The sequence below is a fragment of the Shewanella salipaludis genome (assembly GCF_012911865.1).
Classification (GTDB): domain Bacteria; phylum Pseudomonadota; class Gammaproteobacteria; order Enterobacterales; family Shewanellaceae; genus Shewanella; species Shewanella salipaludis.
This window is the reverse complement of sequence record NZ_JAAXYH010000020.1, coordinates 1-22,239: the sequence shown is the minus strand read 5'-3', so window position 1 is coordinate 22,239 and position 22,239 is coordinate 1. Positions and strand designations below refer to the sequence as shown.

Annotated in this window: 22 protein-coding genes; 21 read left to right on the top strand and 1 reads right to left on the bottom strand. The window is 55.0% G+C overall.

Annotation, left to right across the window (positions count from 1 at the left end):
• Positions 1 to 379: 379 nt before the first annotated feature.
• The 21 genes from HC757_RS17675 (at position 380) to HC757_RS17575 (ending at position 21,219) form a co-directional block, all read left to right on the top strand.
• The gene (locus tag HC757_RS17675) at positions 380 to 1,714 is read left to right on the top strand and encodes a Na(+)-translocating NADH-quinone reductase subunit A (protein WP_169565733.1); all 1,335 of its coding nucleotides are present in this window, start codon (positions 380 to 382) and stop codon (positions 1,712 to 1,714) included.
• Complete coding sequence (locus tag HC757_RS17670) at positions 1,714 to 2,913, top strand: NADH:ubiquinone reductase (Na(+)-transporting) subunit B (protein ID WP_169565731.1); 1,200 nt, start codon at positions 1,714 to 1,716, stop codon at positions 2,911 to 2,913. Before HC757_RS17675 ends, HC757_RS17670 begins: the two co-directional genes overlap by 1 nt.
• Positions 2,906 to 3,703: a Na(+)-translocating NADH-quinone reductase subunit C gene (locus tag HC757_RS17665; RefSeq protein WP_169565729.1), complete on the top strand. Its 798-nt coding sequence runs from the start codon at positions 2,906 to 2,908 to the stop codon at positions 3,701 to 3,703. The genes HC757_RS17670 and HC757_RS17665 overlap by 8 nt, the downstream gene beginning before the upstream one ends.
• Positions 3,703 to 4,329, top strand: coding sequence for an NADH:ubiquinone reductase (Na(+)-transporting) subunit D (locus HC757_RS17660; protein ID WP_169565727.1), 627 nt, complete (start codon positions 3,703 to 3,705; stop codon positions 4,327 to 4,329). Before HC757_RS17665 ends, HC757_RS17660 begins: the two co-directional genes overlap by 1 nt.
• A gap of 11 nt (positions 4,330 to 4,340) precedes the next feature.
• Positions 4,341 to 4,949, top strand: coding sequence for an NADH:ubiquinone reductase (Na(+)-transporting) subunit E (nqrE, locus tag HC757_RS17655; protein WP_169565726.1), 609 nt, complete (start codon positions 4,341 to 4,343; stop codon positions 4,947 to 4,949).
• 47 nt (positions 4,950 to 4,996) lie between these two features.
• Positions 4,997 to 6,244: an NADH:ubiquinone reductase (Na(+)-transporting) subunit F gene (nqrF, locus tag HC757_RS17650; RefSeq protein WP_169565724.1), complete on the top strand. Its 1,248-nt coding sequence runs from the start codon at positions 4,997 to 4,999 to the stop codon at positions 6,242 to 6,244.
• Between the two features lie 98 nt (positions 6,245 to 6,342).
• On the top strand, positions 6,343 to 7,416 hold the full coding sequence (locus HC757_RS17645) for an FAD:protein FMN transferase (protein WP_169565722.1): 1,074 nt from the start codon (positions 6,343 to 6,345) through the stop codon (positions 7,414 to 7,416).
• Between the two features lie 13 nt (positions 7,417 to 7,429).
• Positions 7,430 to 7,654, top strand: coding sequence for a (Na+)-NQR maturation NqrM (gene nqrM, locus HC757_RS17640; RefSeq protein ID WP_169565801.1), 225 nt, complete (start codon positions 7,430 to 7,432; stop codon positions 7,652 to 7,654).
• 223 nt (positions 7,655 to 7,877) lie between these two features.
• Positions 7,878 to 8,351 (top strand): bacterioferritin, encoded by a 474-nt coding sequence (bfr, locus tag HC757_RS17635; RefSeq protein WP_169565720.1) that lies wholly within the window; start codon positions 7,878 to 7,880, stop codon positions 8,349 to 8,351.
• 9 nt (positions 8,352 to 8,360) lie between these two features.
• Positions 8,361 to 8,828 (top strand): bacterioferritin, encoded by a 468-nt coding sequence (gene bfr, locus HC757_RS17630; protein WP_169565718.1) that lies wholly within the window; start codon positions 8,361 to 8,363, stop codon positions 8,826 to 8,828.
• Positions 8,829 to 9,171: 343 nt separating this feature from the next.
• Positions 9,172 to 11,175 carry a methyl-accepting chemotaxis protein gene (locus HC757_RS17625; RefSeq protein ID WP_169565716.1) on the top strand — a complete coding sequence of 668 codons (2,004 nt, stop codon included), beginning with the start codon at positions 9,172 to 9,174 and terminating at the stop codon, positions 11,173 to 11,175.
• 132 nt (positions 11,176 to 11,307) lie between these two features.
• A complete protein-coding gene (dinB, locus tag HC757_RS17620; protein ID WP_169565715.1) occupies positions 11,308 to 12,381 on the top strand; it encodes a DNA polymerase IV in 1,074 nt (357 codons plus the stop codon).
• A 206-nt stretch (positions 12,382 to 12,587) separates the two neighbouring features.
• Positions 12,588 to 13,232, top strand: a complete 645-nt coding sequence (locus HC757_RS17615) for a TetR/AcrR family transcriptional regulator (RefSeq protein ID WP_169565709.1) — start codon at positions 12,588 to 12,590, stop codon at positions 13,230 to 13,232.
• Positions 13,229 to 14,164 (top strand): HlyD family secretion protein, encoded by a 936-nt coding sequence (locus HC757_RS17610; RefSeq protein ID WP_169565708.1) that lies wholly within the window; start codon positions 13,229 to 13,231, stop codon positions 14,162 to 14,164. The genes HC757_RS17615 and HC757_RS17610 overlap by 4 nt, the downstream gene beginning before the upstream one ends.
• Positions 14,164 to 15,087 carry an ABC transporter ATP-binding protein gene (locus tag HC757_RS17605; protein ID WP_169565799.1) on the top strand — a complete coding sequence of 308 codons (924 nt, stop codon included), beginning with the start codon at positions 14,164 to 14,166 and terminating at the stop codon, positions 15,085 to 15,087. The genes HC757_RS17610 and HC757_RS17605 overlap by 1 nt, the downstream gene beginning before the upstream one ends.
• Position 15,088: 1 nt before the next feature.
• Complete coding sequence (locus HC757_RS17600) at positions 15,089 to 16,210, top strand: ABC transporter permease (RefSeq protein WP_169565797.1); 1,122 nt, start codon at positions 15,089 to 15,091, stop codon at positions 16,208 to 16,210.
• A gap of 159 nt (positions 16,211 to 16,369) precedes the next feature.
• The gene (locus HC757_RS17595; RefSeq protein ID WP_169565706.1) at positions 16,370 to 17,641 is read left to right on the top strand and encodes an RNA polymerase sigma factor; all 1,272 of its coding nucleotides are present in this window, start codon (positions 16,370 to 16,372) and stop codon (positions 17,639 to 17,641) included.
• Positions 17,642 to 17,741: 100 nt separating this feature from the next.
• Positions 17,742 to 18,596, top strand: coding sequence for a YciI family protein (locus HC757_RS17590; protein ID WP_169565704.1), 855 nt, complete (start codon positions 17,742 to 17,744; stop codon positions 18,594 to 18,596).
• Between the two features lie 68 nt (positions 18,597 to 18,664).
• The gene (locus tag HC757_RS17585) at positions 18,665 to 19,051 is read left to right on the top strand and encodes a YciI family protein (protein WP_169565702.1); all 387 of its coding nucleotides are present in this window, start codon (positions 18,665 to 18,667) and stop codon (positions 19,049 to 19,051) included.
• A gap of 344 nt (positions 19,052 to 19,395) precedes the next feature.
• Positions 19,396 to 20,043 carry a LysE family translocator gene (locus tag HC757_RS17580; RefSeq protein WP_169565700.1) on the top strand — a complete coding sequence of 216 codons (648 nt, stop codon included), beginning with the start codon at positions 19,396 to 19,398 and terminating at the stop codon, positions 20,041 to 20,043.
• Between the two features lie 102 nt (positions 20,044 to 20,145).
• Positions 20,146 to 21,219 (top strand): type I restriction endonuclease, encoded by a 1,074-nt coding sequence (locus tag HC757_RS17575; protein WP_169565697.1) that lies wholly within the window; start codon positions 20,146 to 20,148, stop codon positions 21,217 to 21,219.
• Positions 21,220 to 21,448: 229 nt separating this feature from the next.
• Here the strand turns inward: HC757_RS17575 and HC757_RS17570 are convergent, their stop codons facing one another.
• A complete protein-coding gene (locus tag HC757_RS17570; RefSeq protein WP_169565696.1) occupies positions 21,449 to 21,925 on the bottom strand; it encodes a hypothetical protein in 477 nt (158 codons plus the stop codon).
• Positions 21,926 to 22,239: the final 314 nt, after the last annotated feature.

Genomic DNA, 22,239 nt, shown 5'->3' with positions numbered 1-22,239 from the left:
CGACCGCAAAAGCCCGGGATGTGGGGCACTTCCCGGCTCTGTCGCCCTACAGCTAAATTAATTCATTAAAAATTAATGCGATAGTGAAGGGCAAATGCCAATATGCCGCCCGGGGCGGGTGCTGTCTATGAGCTTGTTCGACCTTGGGCTAGACGGCGTCACAGTGGCTCGTTGAAGGGCTTCTTAGGTTTGAAAACTCCTATAATTTTCGTGGCGATAGCCTAGTAATTGGGGTAAAATGCGCGCGACCAGCGTGATTGCGATCGCATTTCTGTGATAAAAAATTCTGCGCCAGCCGGGTAGTCCAGTTGTTTAAAACTGGACTTTTTAGCACCTATGCGGCGCATTGTCTTTCCTTCAAAACGTAGTGCTTGTGGATATGATTACAATTAAGAAAGGATTGGAACTGCCTATAGCAGGCGGACCAGAGCAAGTTATCCATGATGGCCCAGCCATTAATCATGTAGCTACTTTGGGTGAAGAGTATATTGGCTTACGTCCTACTATGAAGATAAAAGTGGGCGATAAAGTACAAAAAGGTCAGGTAATTTTCGAAGATAAGAAAACGCCTGGCGTTAAATATACGGCTTTGGCCAGTGGTACTATATTAGACATTAACCGGGGCGCCCAGCGTGTGCTGCAGTCCGTCGTCATTCGAGTGGAAGGGGACGACAGCGTTGCCTTTGCTAAGTATGATGCCGCTGCCTTAGCGACGCTCGACCCGCAACTCGTTCGCGACAACCTGATTGAATCGGGCCTGTGGACGGCATTGCGGACTCGTCCTTTCAGCAAAGTTCCTGCCGTAGATGCTTCTGCCGCGGCGATTTTTGTCACCGCCATAGATACCCAGCCCCTGGCTGCCGATCCTGCGATAGTGATAGGTGAGCATAAGGATGATTTTGCTAATGGTCTTCAGGTTCTGTCGAAACTGACTCAAGGCAAGGTCTATCTCTGTAAAGCGCCGGGTGCCGATATTCCAGCCGCCAATGCCCAAGTTGCAGAATTTGCCGGCGTGCATCCTGCGGGTCTGGTGGGAACACATATCCACTTCTTACAACCCGCCTCCGCCAATCGTACCGTGTGGCACATAGGCTACCAGGACGTTATCGCCGTGGGTCAGCTGTTCACCACGGGTGAACTGAACACTCAGCGTGTGGTCGCCATCGGCGGTCCTAAAGCGGCTAAGCCAAGACTGGTGCGCACACAACTGGGTGCCAGCACGGCCGAGTTGACTGCCGGTGAAACCAGCGGCAGCAACGTGCGTATCATCTCGGGTTCAGTACTCAATGGTCGTACCGCAGTGGGGCCTCATGCCTATCTGGGACGTTATCATCAGCAGCTCAGCCTGCTGGAAGAAGGCACAGAGAAGGAATTGTTCGGCTGGATAATGCCAGGCAGCGACAAGTTCTCTATCACGCGTTCTTTCCTCAGTCATTTGACTCCTTCACGTCTGTTCAACATGACCACAAGCACAGGTGGCTCGGATCGTGCCATGGTGCCTATCGGCAACTATGAGCGGGTGATGCCGTTGGATATTCTGCCGACTATGTTGCTGCGTGATCTGATCTCGGGTGATTTCGACAGTGCCGCGACACTGGGCGCCCTGGAATTGGATGAAGAAGATTTGGCACTGTGTACGTTCGTATGTCCTGGCAAGTATGACTATGGTTCATACCTGCGCGACTGTTTAGATACGATCGAGAGGGAAGGCTAATGAGCTTGAAAGATTTTTTCGAACGTATTGAGCCGCAATTTGAAAAAGGCGGTAAATACGAGAAGTGGTATGCCCTGTTTGAAGCGGCATACACCATATTCTACACCCCGGGTAAAGTGAACAAGGGCAAGACCCATGTTCGCGACAACCTCGACCTGAAACGCATGATGATCACTGTCTGGGCTTGTACTTTCCCGGCCATGTTCTTCGGCATGTACAACGTAGGCTTCCAGGCGCAAGAAGCCCTGGCCGCAGGTTTCGCGACGCCTGACGTTTGGCAAGTCAGCCTGTTCGGCCTGTTCGGCACCGAGCTGACCGCCGATGCCGGCTGGGCGACCCTGATGTGGTACGGCGCCTGTTTCTTCCTGCCCATCTATGCGGTGACCTTCGCCGTCGGCGGTATCTGGGAAGTGCTGTTTGCCTCGGTCCGTGGCCATGAAATCAACGAAGGTTTCTTCGTGACCTCTGTGCTGTTTGCCCTGACCTTGCCTGCGACCATTCCCCTGTGGATGGTGGCCCTGGGTATCACCTTCGGTGTGGTGGTTGCCAAAGAAGTCTTCGGCGGTACTGGTCGTAACTTCCTTAACCCTGCGCTGGCCGGTCGAGCCTTCCTGTTCTTCGCCTACCCTCTGTATATGTCGGGTGACACCTCATGGGTCGTTGCCGATGGTTACTCGGGTGCGACTGCCCTGAGTCAAGCCGCCGCCGGTAATCTGGAATATGCCTTCAATCAAAACTGGTGGGATGCCTTCTTGGGCTTCATTCCTGGTTCTGTGGGTGAAGTCTCTACCCTGGCACTCCTGCTCGGTGGTTTGGTCATCATCTACACCCGTATCGCTTCCTGGCGCATCGTCGGTGGGGTTATGGTCGGCATGATTGCCGTGTCTTACCTGCTGAACTTCGTCGGCAGCGACACCAACCCTATGTTTGCCATGCCTTGGTACTGGCACCTGGTGCTGGGTGGCTTCGCCTTCGGCATGATGTTTATGGCGACAGATCCTGTGTCTGCGTCATTTACCGATAACGGCAAATGGGCATACGGTATCCTGATAGGTGCCATGGCCGTGTTCATTCGAGTCATCAACCCTGCATTCCCTGAAGGCATGATGTTGGCGATTCTGTTTGCCAACTTGTTTGCGCCATTATTCGACCATTTCGTGGTTCAGGCGAACGTCAAGCGGAGGATCGCTCGTGGCTAGTAATAAAGATTCGTTCGGAAGAACGCTATTTATCGTTGTTGGCTTATGTCTTATCTGTTCTATCTTCGTTTCGGGTGCGGCAGTCATGCTCAAGCCGACACAGGCAGAAAACAAACTGCTGGATAAACAGAAGTACATTCTGCAGGCGGCTAACCTGGTTAATCTCAAGGCAGCGCCTCTGAGCAAGAGCCAAATCCAGGATACCTATGGCAAGTATATTCAGGCCAAGGTCATAGACCTCAAGTCTGGTGAGTTTGTCGATAGCATAGATGGCAACACCTTCGATCAGGAAAAAGCGGCCCGTGATCTCAAGAGCTCTTTCGTGCCTGAAAATGACATAGCCTCGGTAAGACGCGTCGCCAATCACGCCGTGGTTTACCTGGTGCATGATGATCAGGGCGCCGTTAAGACAGTGATCCTGCCGATCAAAGGCTATGGCCTCTGGTCAACCATGTTTGCCTTCCTGGCGTTAGATCCTGACATGAATACCATCCAGAATCTGATTTACTACGACTTCACAGGTTCGGGTGAAACCCCTGGCCTGGGTGGCGAAGTACAGAATCCCAAGTGGATCGCCAAGTGGGAAGGTAAGAAGTTATTCGATGAGCAAGGTAATCTGGCCATCACAGTAACCAAGAACCCGGCCGTCGCCAGCACTCAGTATGGTGTCGATGCGCTGTCGGGTGCGACCCTGACCAGTAAGGGTGTGCAGCATTCGCTGACATTCTGGTTGGGTGAAGAAGGTTTTGCGAGTTTCATTGAAAAGGCACGCAACGGAGGGTTGAGCTAATGGCCGACGCTAAAGAACTTAAGCAGGTTCTCACCGGACCTATTATCAACAACAACCCCATCGCCTTGCAGATCCTGGGTGTTTGTAGTGCGCTGGCCGTGACCAGTAAGCTGGAAACTGCCCTGGTAATGACACTGGCACTGACGGCGGTAACGGCTTTTTCCAACCTGTTTATCTCGCTGATCCGTAATCACATTCCAAGCAGTGTGCGCATCATAGTGCAGATGACCATCATCGCCTCCCTGGTAATAGTGGTGGATCAGATACTGCAGGCCTATGCCTATGGTATCTCCAAGCAGTTGTCGGTATTCGTTGGTTTGATCATTACCAACTGTATCGTGATGGGCCGCGCCGAAGCCTATGCGATGAAGACCCCGCCATTGATGAGCTTCATGGACGGTATAGGTAACGGCTTGGGCTACGGCGCCATCCTGCTATCTGTCGGCTTCATACGTGAGCTGTTCGGTAATGGTTCATTGTTCGGGATTGAAATCCTGCGCAAGATCTCTGAGGGTGGCTGGTATCAGCCTAACGGTCTGTTATTGCTGCCGCCGAGTGCGTTCTTCCTGATCGGTACGCTGATCTGGATCCTCCGTACTTATAAGCCAGAGCAAGTCGAAGCATAAGGGTAAGCGCGATGGAACATTATATCAGTCTGTTTATTCGCTCTGTTTTCATTGAAAACATGGCACTGTCATTCTTCCTGGGTATGTGTACTTTCCTGGCCGTGTCCAAGAAAGTGACCACCGCCATGGGCCTGGGGATCGCGGTTGTTGTGGTACTGGCTATCTCTGTACCCGCTAACCAGGTTATTTACCAGGGCCTGTTGGCTCCGGGCGCTTTGGCCTGGGCCGGCTTCCCGGATGCGGATCTGAGCTTCCTCAAGTTCATCACCTTCATCGGTGTGATCGCCGCCTTGGTACAGATATTGGAAATGGCACTGGACAAGTATTTCCCGCCGCTGTACAACGCGCTGGGGATCTTCTTGCCCTTGATCACTGTGAACTGTGCGATTTTCGGTGCAGTTTCTTTCATGGTCGAACGTGATTACAACCTGGGTGAAAGCCTGGTGTTTGGTATAGGTTCTGGCTTAGGTTGGGCATTGGCTATCGTCTTGATGGCCGGTATCCGTGAGAAGTTGAAGTATGCAGATGTGCCTAAAGGATTGCGTGGTCTAGGTATTACCTTCATCTCCGCCGGTCTGATGGCCATAGGCTTCATGTCGTTCTCTGGTGTGTCTCTGTAAGAGGCACTCAGACGGCTTCTTATATAGGACCTTCTAAGGATAAGTTAATGGATATTCTAAATTCTACTCCGCTTGAGGTTTACCTCGGTGTGGGTATGTTTACCGTTATCGTATTGGTTTTGGTGTTAGTGATCTTATTCGCTAAGTCAAAGTTGGTGGCGAGCGGTGATATCACGATCGGCATCAATCACGATCCTGAAAAAGCAATCAAAACGGGTGCCGGTGGCAAACTGCTGGGCGCCCTGGCCAACAACGGCATCTTCGTATCCAGCGCCTGTGGTGGCGGCGGTTCTTGCGGCCAGTGTCGTGTGGTGATCAAGTCGGGTGGCGGCGATATTCTGCCGACCGAGCTGGACCACATCAGCAAGGGCGATGCCCGTAAAGGCTGTCGTCTGTCTTGCCAGGTCAATGTCAAGAACGACATGGAAATCGAGCTGGACGAAGAAATCTTCGGTATCAAGAAGTGGGAATGCGAAGTTATCTCCAACGATAACAAGGCGACCTTCATCAAGGAACTGAAGCTGCAGATCCCGGATGGCGAGTCAGTGCCTTTCCGTGCCGGTGGTTATATTCAGATCGAAGCCCCTGCGCACCATGTCAAGTATGCCGATTTCGACGTACCAGAACAGTACCGTGGCGACTGGAATCACTTTGGCTTCTTCAACCTCGAGTCCAAGGTAGACGAAGAAACTATTCGCGCCTACTCCATGGCCAACTACCCGGAAGAGTTCGGCATCATAATGCTGAACGTGCGTATCGCTACGCCACCGCCGCGTAACCTGAGCCTGCCATGCGGCAAGATGTCTTCTTACATCTGGAGCCTGAAGGCGGGTGACAAGGTGACGATTTCCGGTCCATTCGGTGAATTCTTCGCCAAAGACACGGATGCGGAAATGGTGTTCATCGGTGGTGGTGCGGGTATGGCGCCTATGCGTTCGCACATCTTCGATCAGCTCAAGCGTCTGCACAGCAAGCGTAAGATGAGCTTCTGGTACGGTGCCCGTTCCAAGCGTGAGATGTTCTATGTTGAAGATTTCGATGGCCTGGCGGCCGAGAATGACAACTTCGAATGGCACGTGGCGCTGTCGGATCCTCAACCCGAGGATAACTGGGATGGTTACACAGGTTTCATTCATAATGTCCTGTACGAGAACTATCTGCGCGATCACGATGCGCCGGAAGATTGCGAGTTCTACATGTGTGGACCTCCGATGATGAACGCGGCCGTTATCGGTATGCTGAAAGATCTGGGTGTCGAAGACGAAAACATCCTTCTGGATGATTTCGGCGGCTAATGTTTATCGGCCCGAGATGATGAAGTTGCAGATGTTGAGTGTTGCTCACATCTGCAACTTTTGCATTGAGCGCCACAATAAAAGAGTTGTAGGTCATTATGTTCAAGACCTTAGCGTTGCAGAGTGCATTTAAGACTTCGTTGTTCAGCGAGTCAGGGCTCAAGCATTCAGTCAAATGGCTGGCCTTCACAGGGCTGGCCTTTTTTATTTCGGCATGCAGTCATACTGCCGAAGAAATTGCCATGTCCGGCAGCACCATGGGCACCACCTACCACATCAAGTTGGTACCCAACGCCAAGGTGCCGAACGTGCAATTGTTGCAGGCCGAGATAGATCTGGCCCTGGAAAGGGTTAACGATCAGATGTCGACCTACAGGAAGGACTCCGAGTTATCCCGTTTCAATCAGTTGCCGTTGCAGCAGAGTGTTGAAGTCTCGGACGATACCCTGACAGTGGTGCGTGAGGGGATACGCCTGTATCGGGTCACCGGAGGCGCGCTGGATATCACCCTGGGGCCTCTGGTCAATCTCTGGGGTTTCGGCCCGGATAAGCGACCCCTGCATATTCCATCCGAGGCCCAAATCGCGGCGGCTAAGGCCAAGACTGGCATAGACTCCTTGTCTATCGAGGGTCACAGGCTGAACAAGCATAATGCCGATCTCTATGTGGACTTGTCTTCGATAGCCAAGGGCTTCGGCGTCGACAAGATTGCCGCCTTGCTGGATAAGTATGGTGTGACCGGCTACCTGGTCGAGATCGGCGGCGAGCTGAGCGTCAAGGGCACCAAGGCAGATGGCAGCTCATGGCGGGTGGCGATAGAGCAGCCCTCCGACGATGGCCGCGCCGTGCAACAGGTCATAGAGCCAGGCACCATGGCGATGGCGACCTCGGGGGATTACCGCAACTATTATGAGGAAGAGGGGCAACGTTTTTCCCACCTGATAGATCCCCGCAGCGGTTATCCGATACAGCATAGGCTGGCCTCGGTCACGGTATTGCACCAAAATTGTATGACGGCCGATGGCTTCGCAACTGCTATGATGGTGCTGGGCACAGAAGCGTCACTCGAGCTTGCCAAACGGGAAGGCTTGGCGATAATGCTGATTGAGAAGCAGGATGATGGCTTCAAGGTCTATTACAGTGATGCGTTTACACCTTTCCTGAACCCTTAGTTGGAGTTTGATGATGAGCACTTTTATTGCCGCCTTTGTGGTGTTGTTACTCTTCTTTGTGTTGATGTCTATCGGTTATTTCATCAAACACAAGGCCGTCGAAGGCAGCTGTGGTGGTCTGGGGGCCTTGGGGATAGAGAAGGCCTGCGATTGCGACGATCCCTGCGATAAGCGCAAGCGCCGCATGGCCGCCGAAGAAGAACGGCGCGAGAAGCTGGCAAAGGATAGAATTATCTGATTCCGCTTTGCAGCTCACTGACGGTCTCCATTGGAGGCCGTTTTTTTATGCCGGTATTCGCCATTGGCTAACGGCTCCGGATAGGAAGTTAAGTAGCAATGATAATGGTTTTCATTAACCACATAGTTGAAATATAAAGATAATTTGAGTGTGCTGTTAATTTGAACTAGGCTTTAATCGTAGACTTGGACATTTTCTAGCCTCAGAGATAAGGACAGCACAGATGAAAGGTCAACCCAAAGTGGTCAGTCAGCTCAATAGGATGCTCACCTATGAGCTCACCGCCATCAATCAATACTTCCTCCATGCGCGCATGTTTAAGAACTGGGGGCTGGAAGGCCTCAACGAGAAAGCATACAAGAAATCTATCCAGGACATGAAGCATGCCGACAAGCTAGTCGAGAGAGTGCTGTTTCTCGAGGGGCTGCCTAACCTGCAACAGCTGGATAAGCTGCGTATCGGCGAACATAGCGAAGAAATGCTGGCTTGCGACAGGGAGATGCAGGAAGAGCAGCTGCCTTTGCTGCGCCTGGCGATCGACCTGTGTGAGACGGAGCGTGACTATGTCAGCCGCGATCTGCTCGAGTCAATACTCGAGGATGAAGAAGAGCATCTGGACTGGATCGAGTCACAATTCGAATTGATCCGCATCACAGGGATCCAGAATTACCTGCAATCCCAGATGGAAGACGAATAGGAGCCGGGCATGAAAGGCGACAATGAAATCATAGCTGCACTGAACAGACTGCTGACGGGTGAACTCTCGGCCATGGATCAATACTTCCTGCATGCCCGCATGTATCAGGACTGGGGCCTGAACGAATTATTCGAACGTATCTCCCATGAGTCGGACGATGAGAGGGAACACGCGGCCAAGTTGGTCCAACGCATTCTATTTCTCGAGGGCAAACCCGATGTGGCCAGCCGAGAACCTTTGAACATAGGGGAGGATGTACAGCAGATGTTGCACAACGATCTCGCCTATGAGTATAAGGTCGCCAATAACCTCAGGGAGGTCATAGCCCTATGCGAATCCAAGAGGGACTATCAGACACGCAATATCCTCAAGGTGCTGCTGGAAGATACCGAGTCGGATCATATGTACTGGCTCGAGAGGCAGCTCGGCCTCATCGACAAGCTGGGGTTACAGAATTACCTCCAGAGCCAGTGCTAGCCTGAGTCCCGAGCACAGTCAACCGATCACAACCGCCTGGTTGTGGTCGGGTACCTGCTTCCCATGTTTGGCGCTGATATTGCTGTAGAGTCAAAAAACTCATCAAGAATCAAAGGCTAGCAGGTAAGTTCCTCAAGCCTTCACGCCCCTTACTCACTCTGGCTTTCGCGCTCAAGCCGGCCTTAACCGTTCGGCATCCGGGTCAATTTTTTGTCGTCCTTCCCTGTTCATAATGTATAAATATTGTTAAGTTATTGCGGGTGGTTTACCGCTCTGGCTGCGCGCAGGTTTGCACGCGGGTTTGCACATAATGTTTTTTACCGAATCCAGTATGGGATGGCCGATGGGATATATTAAACGTTCTCTGAGTTTACAATTAGTGGTGACCCTGGTTGGGGCACTGGCGGTGCTGCTGACCCTGGTGTCTGTACTCTTGGTTTCCAAGGAAAGCGATCGCACCCGGGCACAGGTCGACACGGATATTTCTACCTTGGTCCAACTCAAGGCTAACGAGATCGGCAGCTATTTCGTGGCCAAGGGACAGATAATCCACTCGGTATTTTCCGCACCCAGCACGCTGAGTTGGTTCAGCGACTACAAGGCCAGACGCAGCGATTTGGCGGCGGACGCTGGCTATAAAGACATCATCGCGCACTTCAACTATTTCTCGGCCAAGGACGCGGATATCAAGTCTGTGTTCTTCGGTTCGGCCAACACCTTCGAATATTTCGATCTCAATGGCCGTTACGATGGCGACCCCAATTATTACACCAACAAGCGTCCCTGGTGGCAGGAGGCGATAGACAGGGATGGGCTGTTTGTCGGCGACCCTGCCGTGGATGCCAACGACGGCTCCATCTCTGCCACGGTCAAGACGGTCGTCATGGATGCCCAGGGAAAGTTCATCGGCATAGGCGGCATGGACATACTGATCGACACCATAGGCAAGAACCTGTTGGCGCCGATCAAATACAGGGGACAGGGCCAGGCCTTCCTGATGACGGATGAAGGCAAGCTGGTTTATTTCCCCGGCTTTTCCGATGCCTTCCCGCCGGGATCGCCGGCACAGAAAGTGGACAGTCAGTTTGAGGACACTCAGGGTTTCGCCCAGCTGAGCCGCACCATGCAAGCCAAGGCCACGGGTTTCGGTGACGTCACCTATCGCGGCGTGCCGCAGCGGGTGAGTTTCGTTGCCGTCGGTGGCGATTACCCCAAACAGAAATGGCACCTGGCCTTCATGTTGCCTCGTGAGGTGATAGAAGCGCCCGTGACTTCGGCCCTGTGGGATGCGTCCCTGCTGGCGCTGGTGATCATCTTGTTGGTGAGCGCGACCGTGTGGCTCATGTTGCTGCCGTTCCGACGTCAATTGAATAAGTTGCTCACGGCGATGGAAGACATAGCCGAAGGTGACAGCGATCTGTCACAGAGGATCAACATGGACAGGGAAGATGAGCTGGGTCAATTGGGAGATGCCTTCAACCGTTTCGCCCAGAAGGTGCAGACCATGTTGCTCGAGACCCGCAGCCTGACCCAGGATGTGAGCAATGGGGTGGCGGGTGCCATGCGGGTGTGCGATCAGGCACTTGACTCGGTATCCAGGCAGAAGGCGGAAATCGCCTCGGTGGCGACCGCCGCCACGGAAATGGCCCAGACCAGTCAGGAGATGGCCCACAGTGCCACCAGAGCCAGCGAGTACGCCGAGCAGGCGCAGCAACAGTCGTTCGATGGCTCCAACATAGTGACCCGTGCCACCCAAGGCATGGAGTCCCTGTCGGAGCAAGTGATAGAAGCGGCCCAGGTGATCAAGCATCTGAGGACCAGCTCGGAGCAGATAGGTGAAGTCTTGAGCGTGATCCGTGGCATCGCCGAGCAGACTAACCTGCTGGCGCTCAATGCCGCCATCGAAGCCGCCAGGGCCGGCGAACAGGGTCGGGGTTTCGCCGTGGTCGCCGACGAGGTCAGGACCCTGGCGTCCCGCACCCAGGATTCCACCGCCAACATTCAGGTCATCATTCAGACCCTGCAACAGAATGCCATCCAGGCGGAGCAGGTGATGGAGTCGGGTGTCGAGCAGGCGCAGCTGGGCAAGGAACTCACCACCCAGGTGGAGACGGCGCTGAGCGGTATCAAGGATGCCATAGGCGCGATTCAGCAGCAGACCATGGAAATCACCGTCGCCATAGGGCAGCAGGCCGTGGTGGCCGAAGAAGTCGCCTGCAACGTCGAGAATGTCCGCGGTCTATCCGACGAGTCTCTCAGCGCCAGCGAAGACCTGTCACAGAACCTGCGTCAGTTTGAGACCATGTCCAAGGCGCTGTCGGACAACATAGCTCAGTTCAAGATCTAAGTCTGTCGTGAGCCTCATGGATGGAAAGGAGCCTTTTGGCTCCTTTTTTATGGGTTTCTCGCACCAATTGTTGAACACTGTTTTTATATACAGTATCTTTAAGGGAGGGCGACGACAGACTGGGCTTGGGCCGTGCGTAAAATTATTCACATAGATATGGACTGCTATTTTGCCGCCGTGGAGATGCGTGACTTTCCCGAGCTGAGGGGCAAGCCTCTGGCGGTGGGCGGCAGCAGCGATCGCCGCGGGGTGATCAGCACCTGCAACTATGAGGCGCGCAAGTTTGGGGTGCGTTCCGCCATGGCGTCCGCCTACGCCTTCAAGCTATGCCCTGAGCTGGTGTTGGTGCCCGGGCGCATGTCTGTCTACAAAGCCGTATCGGCGCAGATCCGTGCCATCATGTTGCGCTATACGGATCAGATAGAGCCCCTGTCGTTGGATGAGGCCTACCTGGACGTCAGCGACAGCGCGCATTGCCAGGGTTCGGCGACCCGGATAGCCGAGGCCATTCGTGCCGATATCTTCAATGAAACGGGTCTGACCGCATCCGCCGGGATAGCACCGGTGAAGTTTCTCGCCAAGGTCGCCTCGGATCTCAATAAACCCAATGGCCAGTATGTGATCACCCCGGATGCCATGGCCGGGTTCATCGAGACCCTGCCCCTGGGGAAGATCCCGGGTGTAGGCAAGGTCACGAGCGAGAAGTTGGCGGCCATGGGGCTGCATACCTGCGGCGAGGTACAGGCCTTTCCCAAGGCGCTCTTGTTGCAGAGATTCGGCAAGTTCGGTGCCTTGCTGATTGAGCGCGCCAGGGGCATAGACGAACGCGGCATCTCGCCCCATAGGGAGCGTAAGTCTGTCGGTGTCGAAACGACCCTGGCGCAGGACATACACACCCTGGAACAATGTCATGGCGTCATGCCGGCCCTGGTGCAGGAACTCGGTGAGCGTGTCGGTCGCAGTGCCAAGGGGCGCCAAATCGAGAAGCAGGTGGTCAAGCTCAAGTTCAGTGACTTCAAACAGACCACCATAGAGCACAGGTGCACCGAGTTGTCGGTGAAGCTCTTCTACGATCTGCTGGCGCAGGCCATGTCCCGCCAGGAAGGACGTGGCATACGCCTGCTGGGGGTCTCGGTCGGCCTGGCGAGCCAGGCAACCGCCACAGAGGAACAAACCCGGCAGGCGCAGTTGGATCTGGCGCTGTGACGCCACTATCATGCATTGCCGATAGCCTGTTGTTAAGGGTCCTGGCTTATCGCACCTGGCTAACCGTCATGGACCAGAATCACAGACGCGGTTTCTCCCTAACAATTCCCCGATTTCCCGTTAAATGAGGAATTTAACTTCTGCCATTTGTGGTCTATGTTCTCTAGTATGATTCATCAGTAGATGAATTTTTATTGGAGTCTGTCATGTCAGTCATTCCAGGTCGTCCCAAGGGGGACTCGGATGCCCGCGCCAGATTGGTTACCGCGGCCCTGAGCCTGTTTACCCGTCGCAGTTTTCAGACAGTATCTACCCGGGAAGTTGCCCGCGAGGCCGGGGTGGATGCGGCGCTGATCCGCTATTACTTCGGCTCCAAGGCCGGGTTGTTTGAGCACATGGTGCGTGAGACTCTCGCGCCTGTCCTGGCCCGCTTTCGGGCATTATCCGCAGAGCAGACGCCGGAAGATCTCACCGGCCTGATGCTGAGCTATTACCGCGCCATGGCCCCCAACCCGGGCTTGCCCAGGTTAATCATACGTGTGCTGCAGGAAGGTGAAGGCAGCGAACCCTATCGTATCTTGCTGTCGGTATTCACTGAAGTGATCGACTTGTCGCGCCAGTGGTTCGGCCGGGCACTGATGACCAGGGACAGCCTGCGGGAGGGAGTCAATCCGGATTTGGCCAGGTTAAGCCTGGTGAGTCTGATGGTCTTCCCGCTGATCGCCCCCCCGGCGCTGATGCGCCAGTTTGGCTTGCAGCTGGACCCTCAAAGCCTGGAACTATTGGTAGAACACAATGTTGAGGTGCTCACCCAGGGCATATTCAACACAGACCCAAGGAGTCGGGTATGAGACCTGTGGTGATCTGTATGTTGGCTCTGCTGGCGGGCTGCAGTCAGGAGGCGCCCAGGGTATTCGGTACCGTGGAGCGGGATCGTTTGACGCTGACGGCCCCCGTGGGTGAGCTGCTCGCCTCGGTCAATGTGGTCGAGGGGCAGAGAGTCAGCGCGGGAGAGACATTGCTCTCCCTCGATGCGACGGCGGCCAATGCCAGGGTGGCGCAGCGGGTTGCCGAACTCGCCGAGGCCAAGGCCAGACTGGCGGAGTTGGCGACCGGTGCCCGCATCGAAGCCATAGCGCGCGCCAAGGCGGCGTTGGCCGGTGCCAGGGCCAGCGTGACAGAGGCCAAGCAGGGCTTCGAACGCACTGAGCGCTTGTTCAATACCAAGGTGCTGACAGAGGCGGACCTGGATGCGGCCAGGGCGGCGCGGGATACGGCAATTGCCAGGCAGGCAGAGGCGCAACAGAGCCTGAATGAGCTCGAAAATGGCACCCGCAGCGAGCAGCTGGAGCAGGCCAGCGCCGCGGTCGCCGCCGCAGAGGCCAGACTGGCTCTGGAGCGCAAGGCGCTGGCGGACTTGACCTTGGTGGCCGCCAGCGATGCCGTGGTCGACATCTTGCCCTGGCAGGTGGGGGACAGGATAGCGGCCGGCACCCAACTGGTCAGTTTGCTCGCCACCGACAGACCCTATGTGCGGGTGTATTTGCCCGCCACCTGGCTCGAGCGGGTCAAGCCAGGCAGCAGGGTCATTATCCATGTCGATGGCCGCGATACCCGGGTCGATGGCGTGGTGCGCAACATTCGCAGCCAACCAGCCTATACCCCCTTCTATGCCCTGAATGAGCGCGACCGCGCCCGGCTCATGTATCTGACGGATATTGATATTTCTGCCCAGGGGCAGGACCTGCCGACAGGCATGGCGTTGGAAGTGGAGTTGCCATGATGAGCCATGAACTCGCCATAGAGACCCGGGGAATGACCCGGATGTTTGCCGATTTGACCGCAGTGGATGGGGTGGATCTGGCGATCCCCAAGGGCAGCATCTATGGGTTTCTCGGACCCAATGGCTGCGGCAAGTCGACCTCGATCCGCATGCTGACCGGCTTGCTGCGGCCAACTTCCGGCCAGATCCGGGTGCTGGGGGAGACACTGCCGGGGGCGGAAGAGAAGCTGAGGCGCCGCATCGGCTACATGACCCAGAAGTTTTCCCTGTATGAGAATCTGTCGGTGCGGGAAAATCTGGAATTCGTGGCTCAGATTTACGGCCTCAGTCGCCGCGAAGCCAAGGCGCGGCTGGCGGAGCTGTTGGCACTCTACACCCTGGAAGGGCAGGAGAGGCAGATGGCTGGTTCCATGAGCGGTGGTCAGAGACAGAGACTGGCACTGGCGGCGGCGACCCTGCATAAACCCGAGCTCTTGTTTCTCGATGAACCCACCTCGGCGGTCGATCCCGAGAATCGCCGCGAGTTCTGGGAGCGGTTGTTCGACCTCTGCTCCCAGGGCACCACCATTCTGGTGTCGACCCACTATATGGATGAGGCCGAGCGTTGTCATGGTCTGGCGATTCTGGAACGCGGCATCAAACGTGCCGACGGCTCGCCACAGGCATTGATGGCGACCATGGGAGCCAGGGTGCTGGAAGTGGCGGGTGAAGGGTTGCGCGCCCTCAAGCAACAACTGATCGCCGAGGAGGCAGTGCTGTCGGCGGCACAGATCGGCAGCCGGCTGCGGGTACTGGTGCGCAGCGATGTGGCCGAACCCGCCGCCTGGCTGGGCTCGCGAGTGGCTGGCAGGAGCCTTGCGGAAGTCAGGCCCAGCCTGGAAGATGTGTTCGTCACTTGCACCGGAGGCCGCCATGTTGGCTAAGATGCTGGCGAGAATACTGGCTATCATGATCAAGGAGCTGAGGCAGCTGTCGCGGGATCGCATGACCTTCGGCATGATAGTGATGATCCCCCTGGTGCAGCTGATGTTGTTCGGCTATGCCATCAACACGGATGCCCGTCACCTGCCGGCCGGGCTGGTGGACCTGAGTGACAGCGGCTATAGCCGCCCCCTGGTCCAGGCGGTGGCAGCCACCCAGGTGGTGGACTTTCATGCCAGATACCCGAGTCTGCAGGAGGCGGAAGCCGCCATTACCCGGGGTGAGGTCAAGGCGGTGTTATACCTGCCCCCGGATATGGGTGAGCGCTTACTCCGCCATCCGGCGGTGGCTGGCGGCCATTATCTGGCCGAGCCCGTCGGCCAATGGCTGGTGGATGGCTCGGATACTGTGGTGGCCGCGGCTATCCGCTCATTGCGACAAATGCCACTGGACGAAGTCCTGGACTTGGAGCTGAAAACCCAGGTGCCCAGTTTCGAGGTGGTGCAGTATTTCAACCCCGAGCAGCGCTCGGTGGTCAACATAGTGCCCGGCCTCCTGGGGGTGATACTGACCATGACCATGGTGATGTTTACTTCGGCGGCGATAGTGCGCGAGCGCGAGCAGGGCAACATGGAATTTCTCATCACCACCCCGGTCAGGCCCATGGAGCTGATGCTGGGCAAGATCATGCCCTATGTGCTGGTGGGCTTCATCCAGGTGAGCATCATACTGAGTGCCGGGCACCTGCTGTTCGCCGTGCCTATCCGCGGCGGCCTGGATTCCATGGCGCTGGCCGCCATGCTGTTCATCTGCGCCAGCCTGAGCCTGGGGCTGGTGATTTCCACCCTAGCCAAGACCCAGCTGCAGTCGATGCAGATGACGGTTTTCATCTTGCTGCCGTCGATCTTGCTGTCGGGTTTCATGTTTCCCTATGAGGCCATGCCGGTCGCCGCCCAGTGGATCGCCGAGGCGTTGCCTGCGACCCATTTCATGCGCATGTCCCGCGCCATAGTGCTGCGGGAGGCCCGAGTGAGCGATCTCGGCTTCGATGCCCTCTGGCTGCTGGGTTTCACCTGCCTGGGACTCACGGTCGCCAGCCTGCGTTTCTCCAAGCGCCTCGACTGACCCCCTGCTTAAGAGTGGGAATGGGAGTGAACCCGGTGCCGGCGGGTTCACTCCCACTCTGACAACCGCCGGGTCAGTCGATATTTTTGGTTTATTTTCAAGCATATTTTTATGCTAGTCTCAGGTATCCCATGTCTGCCTCCGAGTGCAAAAGGCATAATGAACGACCCCATCCAAGGAATACTGAAGGAACATGCCAGGGCTGTATTTGCCACCCTGCTGCGGCTGCTCAAGGATTTCGACCTGGCCGAAGAGGCGCTGCAGGAGGCGAGCCTGGCGGCGTTGCAGCAGTGGCCCAGGCAGGGAATACCGGATAATCCCATGGCCTGGCTGGTGTCCAGCGGCCGCTTCAAGGCGATAGATCAGCTCAGGCGTCGCAGCCATTTCGAACAGCAACTCCTGCCGCAGCTGACCGAGCTGGAGTCGCAATCGGCCAGCTTGGATCCCTGGGACGACCCCGAGATAGAGGACGACAGGCTGAGGTTGATCTTCGTCTGCTGCCATCCTGCCCTGTCCAGGGAGGCGCAGTTGGCATTGACCCTGAGGGAAGTGTGCGGCCTCACCACTGAGCAAATTGCCAAGGCCTTCATCGTCAAGGCGCCGACCATAGCCCAGCGTATCGTCAGGGCCAAGAACAAGATCCGCGACGCCAACATCCCCTATGAAGTCCCGCCACTGGCGCAGCTCGAGACCCGCCTCGATGCCGTGTTGCAGGTGGTCTACCTGGTGTTCAATGAAGGCTACAGCGCCAGCTCGGGTGATACCTTGCTCTGCGCTCAGTTGAGCGCCGAAGCCATCCGCCTGGGACGCTGGCTGTGTGCGCTCTTGCCGGGAGGTTGCAGCCAAGCCATGGGCCTGCTGGGTTTGATGTTGCTGCAGGACTCGCGTCGCCTGGCCAGGGTCGATGCGGACGGTGACTTGGTGCTGCTCGAACAGCAGCAGAGATCCCTGTGGGATAAGGCGCAGATCGCCGAAGGCATAGACTGGACCACCAAGGCGCTGCGGACGGGCGGCGCCGGTTATTACAGCCTGCAGGCGGCGATCGCCGCCGTCCATGCAGAGGCCGTCAGCTACCGGCAAACCGATTGGCGCCAGATCCTCGGCTTGTATGAGCTGTTGCTCGAGCGCTACCCGAGCCAGGTGATCGCTCTCAACCACGCCGTGGCGGTGGCCATGGCCGACGGGCCTTTGGCCGGCATTGCCCTCATAGACAACCTCATAGCCCAGGGGGAATTGGCCGACTATCACCTTATGTATGCCGCCAGGGCCGATCTGCTGCGCCGGCTGCAACGTTTCGGCGAGGCCGCCATCGACTACCGGGCCGCCTTGGCGCTATGCCGGCAGGCGAGTGAGCAGCGCTTTCTCTATGCTCGTCTGCGCGAGTGTGAGTGTGCCGGACGCGGGAAATCCGGGGATGCAGCAGTCGGATAGAAAAAATAGCTCAATTTTTCTTATTATTTTTCTTATCTGTGTCGAAATCGTCTGCGCCGGTTCGACTATTGGGCAGAACTAACCCAAGAGGAGCAAGACAATGAGATTTATGGTGATCAGAAAAGCCGATAAAGACACAGAGCAAGGGATCATGCCAAGCGATCAACTGATTTCTGACATGGCAAAATTCAACGAGAAACTGCTGCACGCCGGGGTGCTGGTGGACGGCCAGGGATTGCATCCCAGCGCCCAGGGAGCCCGCATCAGCTTTACCGACGGGGATCCCAGCGTTGTCTATGGTCCCTTCGCAGAGTCTGAAGCCTTGGTCGCGGGTTACACCATCATCCAGGTCAAGGACAGGGAAGAAGCGTTGGCGTGGATGCGGCAGTGGCCGAGTCTTGATGCCAACGGCAATGCCCGTTTGGAGCTGAGGCGCATGTTCGAACTGGAAGACTTCGAACCGGGTGAAGGGATAAAGCACACGGAGGAAGTGTTCGGCCAACTGCATAACCAAGCCACCGGTTCCTGCACTTACCTCAACTTTAACGGTAACTGCCGTGAGGCCTTTGGCTTTTATGAGCGGCTGCTCGGCGGTAAGATCCAGATGATGGCGAGTTTCGCCGACATGCCTGCAATGCCGGAGACCAACGCCGGTTGTGACGCAGCCGGCGCTCAGGCCGGCGACAAGGACAAGATAATGCACGCCTGTCTCTCCTTCGGCGGCGGCATGCTGATGGGGTCGGACGTGCCAACGGGCCGCTATCTGGCGCCGCAGGGCTTCTTCGTGCAGTTGCAAATCGATGGCTTGCCACAGGCACAAGCCATCTTCGACGCGTTGGCGGAAGGCGGACAGGTGCAGATGCCTTTCGCCGAGACCTTTTGGGCCGAAGGCTTCGGCATGCTGGTCGACGCCTATGGGATCCCCTGGATGGTCAACAGCAACTACAAGCTGTAGCAAGTTCACTCAGGGAAGGTCCCTTGAATGGCTTAAAATACACTTTTTAACTCAATGCAGGAGGCAAAATGAAATATCTGGCACTGGTATATTACCAGGAAGCCGCCATGAACCAGATGTCGCAACAGCAGTGGGATGCGCTCAATCGTGAATGCATCGCCTGCGGCGAAGGCATGCAGGCATCCGGGCATTTTCTTGGTGGTAATCCATTGATGTCGGTGGAAACGGCGACCAGCGTGCGAGTGCGTGACGGCAAGTTACTGACAACCGACGGTCCCTTCGCCGAGACCAAGGAGCAACTGGCGGGCTATTACCTGTTGGAAGCCAGGGACTTGAACGAAGCCGTCGCCCTGGCGGCCAAGATCCCCCCGGCGCGCTACGGTTGTGTTGAAGTGCGCCCTGTGCGGGAGTTAAAGCCCGAGAATAACCTCGGCTATCACGAGGTTAGCCTCTAACCCGTCACTTCAGGCTCCAAGCTCCAAGCTCCAGGCTTCAAGCTCCAAGCTTCAGGCCTCGGCCGGACGGCGGCTCCGTCGTCCGGCCGAGGCTTTCCCCGGAAACTCCAGTTGAGTCAGGGCTGTTGAGTCAGGGCTGTAGAGCCAGGGCTATAGAGTAAGTGCACTGGCGTGCGGGGTCGCCGTGACTGGGCGGCCATGCCGCCATGCCAGAGCAACAGTTCGATCGCGCATCTGCCCTGCGGCAATAGATGAGCAAATTTTGCGTGTCTCGGGACGATTTTAAGCGTAAATTATCGTTCTTGGTCTTTCCATAACCGGATTAACTGCCCAAGGAATACATCATGTTCGGAACCCAAGATCTGCTGCTGTTTATCGTCTCAGGCCTGTTGCTCAACATGACACCCGGCCCGGATTCCTTGCTCATCATGGCGCGCAGCGCCAGCCAGGGCTGGCGGGCGGGTTCGGCCGCCGCACTCGGCATAGGTGCCGGCACCTGCATTCATATTTTGGCGGCGGCCCTGGGTCTGTCTGCCATTCTCGCGACTTCTACCTGGGCCTTCACTCTGGTCAAATTCATAGGCGCCGCCTATCTGCTCTATGTCGGAGTTACCTTGCTGCTCAGCAAGCGCAAGCCAGGCAGTGCCGGTGCCGCCGAAGCGCCCGTTCATCTGTTGGCGCTCTCCTATCGGCGCATCTTTGTGCAGGGCTTCTTCACCAATGTGTTGAATCCTAAGGTGGCCTTGTTCTTCCTGGCATTCGTGCCCCAGTTCATCGCCCCCGAGGCGCCGGACAAGGCGTTGGCCTTCATCCTCCTCGGCGCCATCTTCAATTTCAATGGCATGCTCTGGTGCCACTTCCTGGCGATCTCGGCATCCTTCGCCAGCCGTAAGATCAAGGCCAGCACCGCCATGGGTCACTGGCTGAATCGCAGCGTTGGCGTGGTGTTCGTGTCTTTCGGCATCAAGCTGGCTCTGAGCGACAGAAGCTGACGCCTTTCCATGCAATGAATACTATTGATTGAAATTTGTTCGCATTATTCAGTATTTCATGCTGTTATAAATAAGTTGCACCAATAACAGCAAGGAAGAAAAATGGATTTTATTGAAAGAATACAGGCACTGGCCAAGCGTATCCCACAAATTTCACATAGCTTGCAGACCGAAGAAGCCACTAAAAACGCACTCATAATGCCATTTCTCCATTCGGTACTTGGATACGATGTTTTCAATCCTGATGAGGTCGTGCCCGAGTACACGGCGGATACACCGACGAAGAAAGGTGAAAAGGTTGATTATGCGCTGATTAAAGATGGTGTCGTTCAAATATTGATCGAGTGTAAGAAATACAATGAAAAGCTGACAATAAGTCACGCAGGCCAGTTGTTCAGGTATTTTTCTGTGTCTAATGCCAGGTTGGCCATTCTCACCAATGGGGCGCAATATTTATTCTTCACAGATCTGGATGCCCCCAACAAAATGGATGAAAAACCATTTCTGGTTCTGGATCTTGAAAACATCGATGAACATATTATCCCTGAAGTAAAAAAACTCACTAAGACCTCATTCGATGTTGAGTCGATAGTGAGTGCTGCGGGTGAGTTAAAATATTTAAGCGACATTAAAAAGTTGCTGGGTGAGCAATTCAAGGCTCCGGAGGAAGAGTTCATTAAATTCTTCGCTTCACGGGTTTACGACGGCACGCTGACAGCGAAAGTAAAGTTACAGTTTGCTGACATTACCTCTAAGGCATTGCGGCAATTCTTGAGTGACAGCATTAACCAACGTCTTAAATCAGCGATAGGAGACAAATCCACTGACGAACCAATAGCGTCAGTCGTGGATAATGAGCCCGACAGTGGCGCTGAAGACAAGATTAAGGTTTTTACCACCGAGGATGAAATAGAGGGGTACAACGTAGTAAAAGCCATTCTCAGGCAAAAAGTTGAAGTCAGTCGGGTGGTCGCCAGAGACACACAGAGTTATTTCGGTGTGCTGCTTGATGATAACAATCGTAAACCTTTGTGCCGACTACATTTCAATGGAAAACAAAAGTACCTGGGTCTGATGGATCAAGATAAGAATGAAACCCGTCATCCCATTGATAGAGTTGACGACATTTTTAACCACAGCGAAGCTTTGTTGGATACGCTGACCTATTACGAATGAAGTCATTACAGCTCGGGAACGAGAAAGCCTGAGGGGGACACCAGCAGAGGCACTGTTGCGCCAGAGACCTTTGGTGGCATGGGCGCGTATCGCATGGCGGTAGCTGCGAGCGAGCGCCAAGAAAAGCGAACTGCTTTGCCGCCGAGAAAAAGTTTTGATTGGCCTGTCTTTGGTTTTTCTATAGCCAATGTCTCGAGCCAATGTGTCGGTTATTCTTGGGCTCTGAGCGCTACTCAAACATTTTCTTTGCTAGGCTGCGGCGAAAGCCTATTGGGTCTTTGCGCAGGGCCTCATGATAAGCGAGGCACGCTTGGTATTTAGCCGATGCCATCAACCAGTTTGCCAACAGCGGGAAAATAACAAAACTTAGACAAAACCACTTATTTTGGTGTTCCAATGTCAATGCGGCTAGCGAGTAACAGACAAGTTGGAAATAGATGTTTACCTGGTTCACCTTGGCGGCTCGGGGTTTACCTCGAAGAATCAATATGTTTGGCACAACAATGCAAAAATTCATTATTAATTCGAGAATGCCTACATATGACACTAACTCCGTCGATGTAAACTCGCCGAGTAACTTCTGCATCGACAAAACAACCAGAAAAGATGCCATGCCGCCACCAAACATGATGAACATGATGCCCGCAATGCCGGCGGCAAACATGCCCATAGAAAATTCATGTTTCTCAAAAAAATTATCTGACATCGATTCTCGACTCCTCATTGATACCCATTATAATTTTTTAGTTTCGTAATACTTAAACTATCGCTCGCAGCATTCAACAGAGCTTAGCAGTTATAGCGTGTCGTTAATTTTTTAGGATTAGCGAGTATATTAATCATGCTCTGACTAATACCAGATAAGAATGCTGCTCTTTGTTGTCACTGTACCTCAGGGCATCCGCATGAGTGTGCATTAATTGGCCATAGAGGCAAAACCGGCTAATAACACGCGTTCCAGAAAGTCGGTTTTCATCATGCAGCGTTTCTGCTTCATCGGCACGCTGATCTTGGTTGTTT

Excerpts from the sequence above, each read along its gene's own strand:
- nqrF (WP_169565724.1), top strand. The coding sequence starts at position 4,997 with ATGGATATTCTAAATTCTACTCCGCTTGAGGTTTACCTCGGTGTGGGT.
- HC757_RS17610 (WP_169565708.1), top strand. The coding sequence starts at position 13,229 with ATGAGACCTGTGGTGATCTGTATGTTGGCTCTGCTGGCGGGCTGCAGT.
- bfr (WP_169565720.1), top strand. The coding sequence starts at position 7,878 with ATGAAAGGTCAACCCAAAGTGGTCAGTCAGCTCAATAGGATGCTCACC.
- HC757_RS17600 (WP_169565797.1), top strand. The coding sequence starts at position 15,089 with ATGCTGGCGAGAATACTGGCTATCATGATCAAGGAGCTGAGGCAGCTG.
- HC757_RS17595 (WP_169565706.1), top strand. The coding sequence starts at position 16,370 with ATGAACGACCCCATCCAAGGAATACTGAAGGAACATGCCAGGGCTGTA.
- HC757_RS17625 (WP_169565716.1), top strand. The coding sequence starts at position 9,172 with ATGGGATATATTAAACGTTCTCTGAGTTTACAATTAGTGGTGACCCTG.
- HC757_RS17615 (WP_169565709.1), top strand. The coding sequence starts at position 12,588 with ATGTCAGTCATTCCAGGTCGTCCCAAGGGGGACTCGGATGCCCGCGCC.
- nqrM (WP_169565801.1), top strand. The coding sequence starts at position 7,430 with ATGAGCACTTTTATTGCCGCCTTTGTGGTGTTGTTACTCTTCTTTGTG.
- HC757_RS17570 (WP_169565696.1), bottom strand. The coding sequence starts at position 21,925 with ATGTCAGATAATTTTTTTGAGAAACATGAATTTTCTATGGGCATGTTT.
- HC757_RS17585 (WP_169565702.1), top strand. The coding sequence starts at position 18,665 with ATGAAATATCTGGCACTGGTATATTACCAGGAAGCCGCCATGAACCAG.
- HC757_RS17590 (WP_169565704.1), top strand. The coding sequence starts at position 17,742 with ATGAGATTTATGGTGATCAGAAAAGCCGATAAAGACACAGAGCAAGGG.
- nqrE (WP_169565726.1), top strand. The coding sequence starts at position 4,341 with ATGGAACATTATATCAGTCTGTTTATTCGCTCTGTTTTCATTGAAAAC.
- HC757_RS17605 (WP_169565799.1), top strand. The coding sequence starts at position 14,164 with ATGAGCCATGAACTCGCCATAGAGACCCGGGGAATGACCCGGATGTTT.
- HC757_RS17645 (WP_169565722.1), top strand. The coding sequence starts at position 6,343 with ATGTTCAAGACCTTAGCGTTGCAGAGTGCATTTAAGACTTCGTTGTTC.
- HC757_RS17580 (WP_169565700.1), top strand. The coding sequence starts at position 19,396 with ATGTTCGGAACCCAAGATCTGCTGCTGTTTATCGTCTCAGGCCTGTTG.
- HC757_RS17670 (WP_169565731.1), top strand. The coding sequence starts at position 1,714 with ATGAGCTTGAAAGATTTTTTCGAACGTATTGAGCCGCAATTTGAAAAA.
- HC757_RS17675 (WP_169565733.1), top strand. The coding sequence starts at position 380 with ATGATTACAATTAAGAAAGGATTGGAACTGCCTATAGCAGGCGGACCA.
- HC757_RS17660 (WP_169565727.1), top strand. The coding sequence starts at position 3,703 with ATGGCCGACGCTAAAGAACTTAAGCAGGTTCTCACCGGACCTATTATC.
- bfr (WP_169565718.1), top strand. The coding sequence starts at position 8,361 with ATGAAAGGCGACAATGAAATCATAGCTGCACTGAACAGACTGCTGACG.
- HC757_RS17575 (WP_169565697.1), top strand. The coding sequence starts at position 20,146 with ATGGATTTTATTGAAAGAATACAGGCACTGGCCAAGCGTATCCCACAA.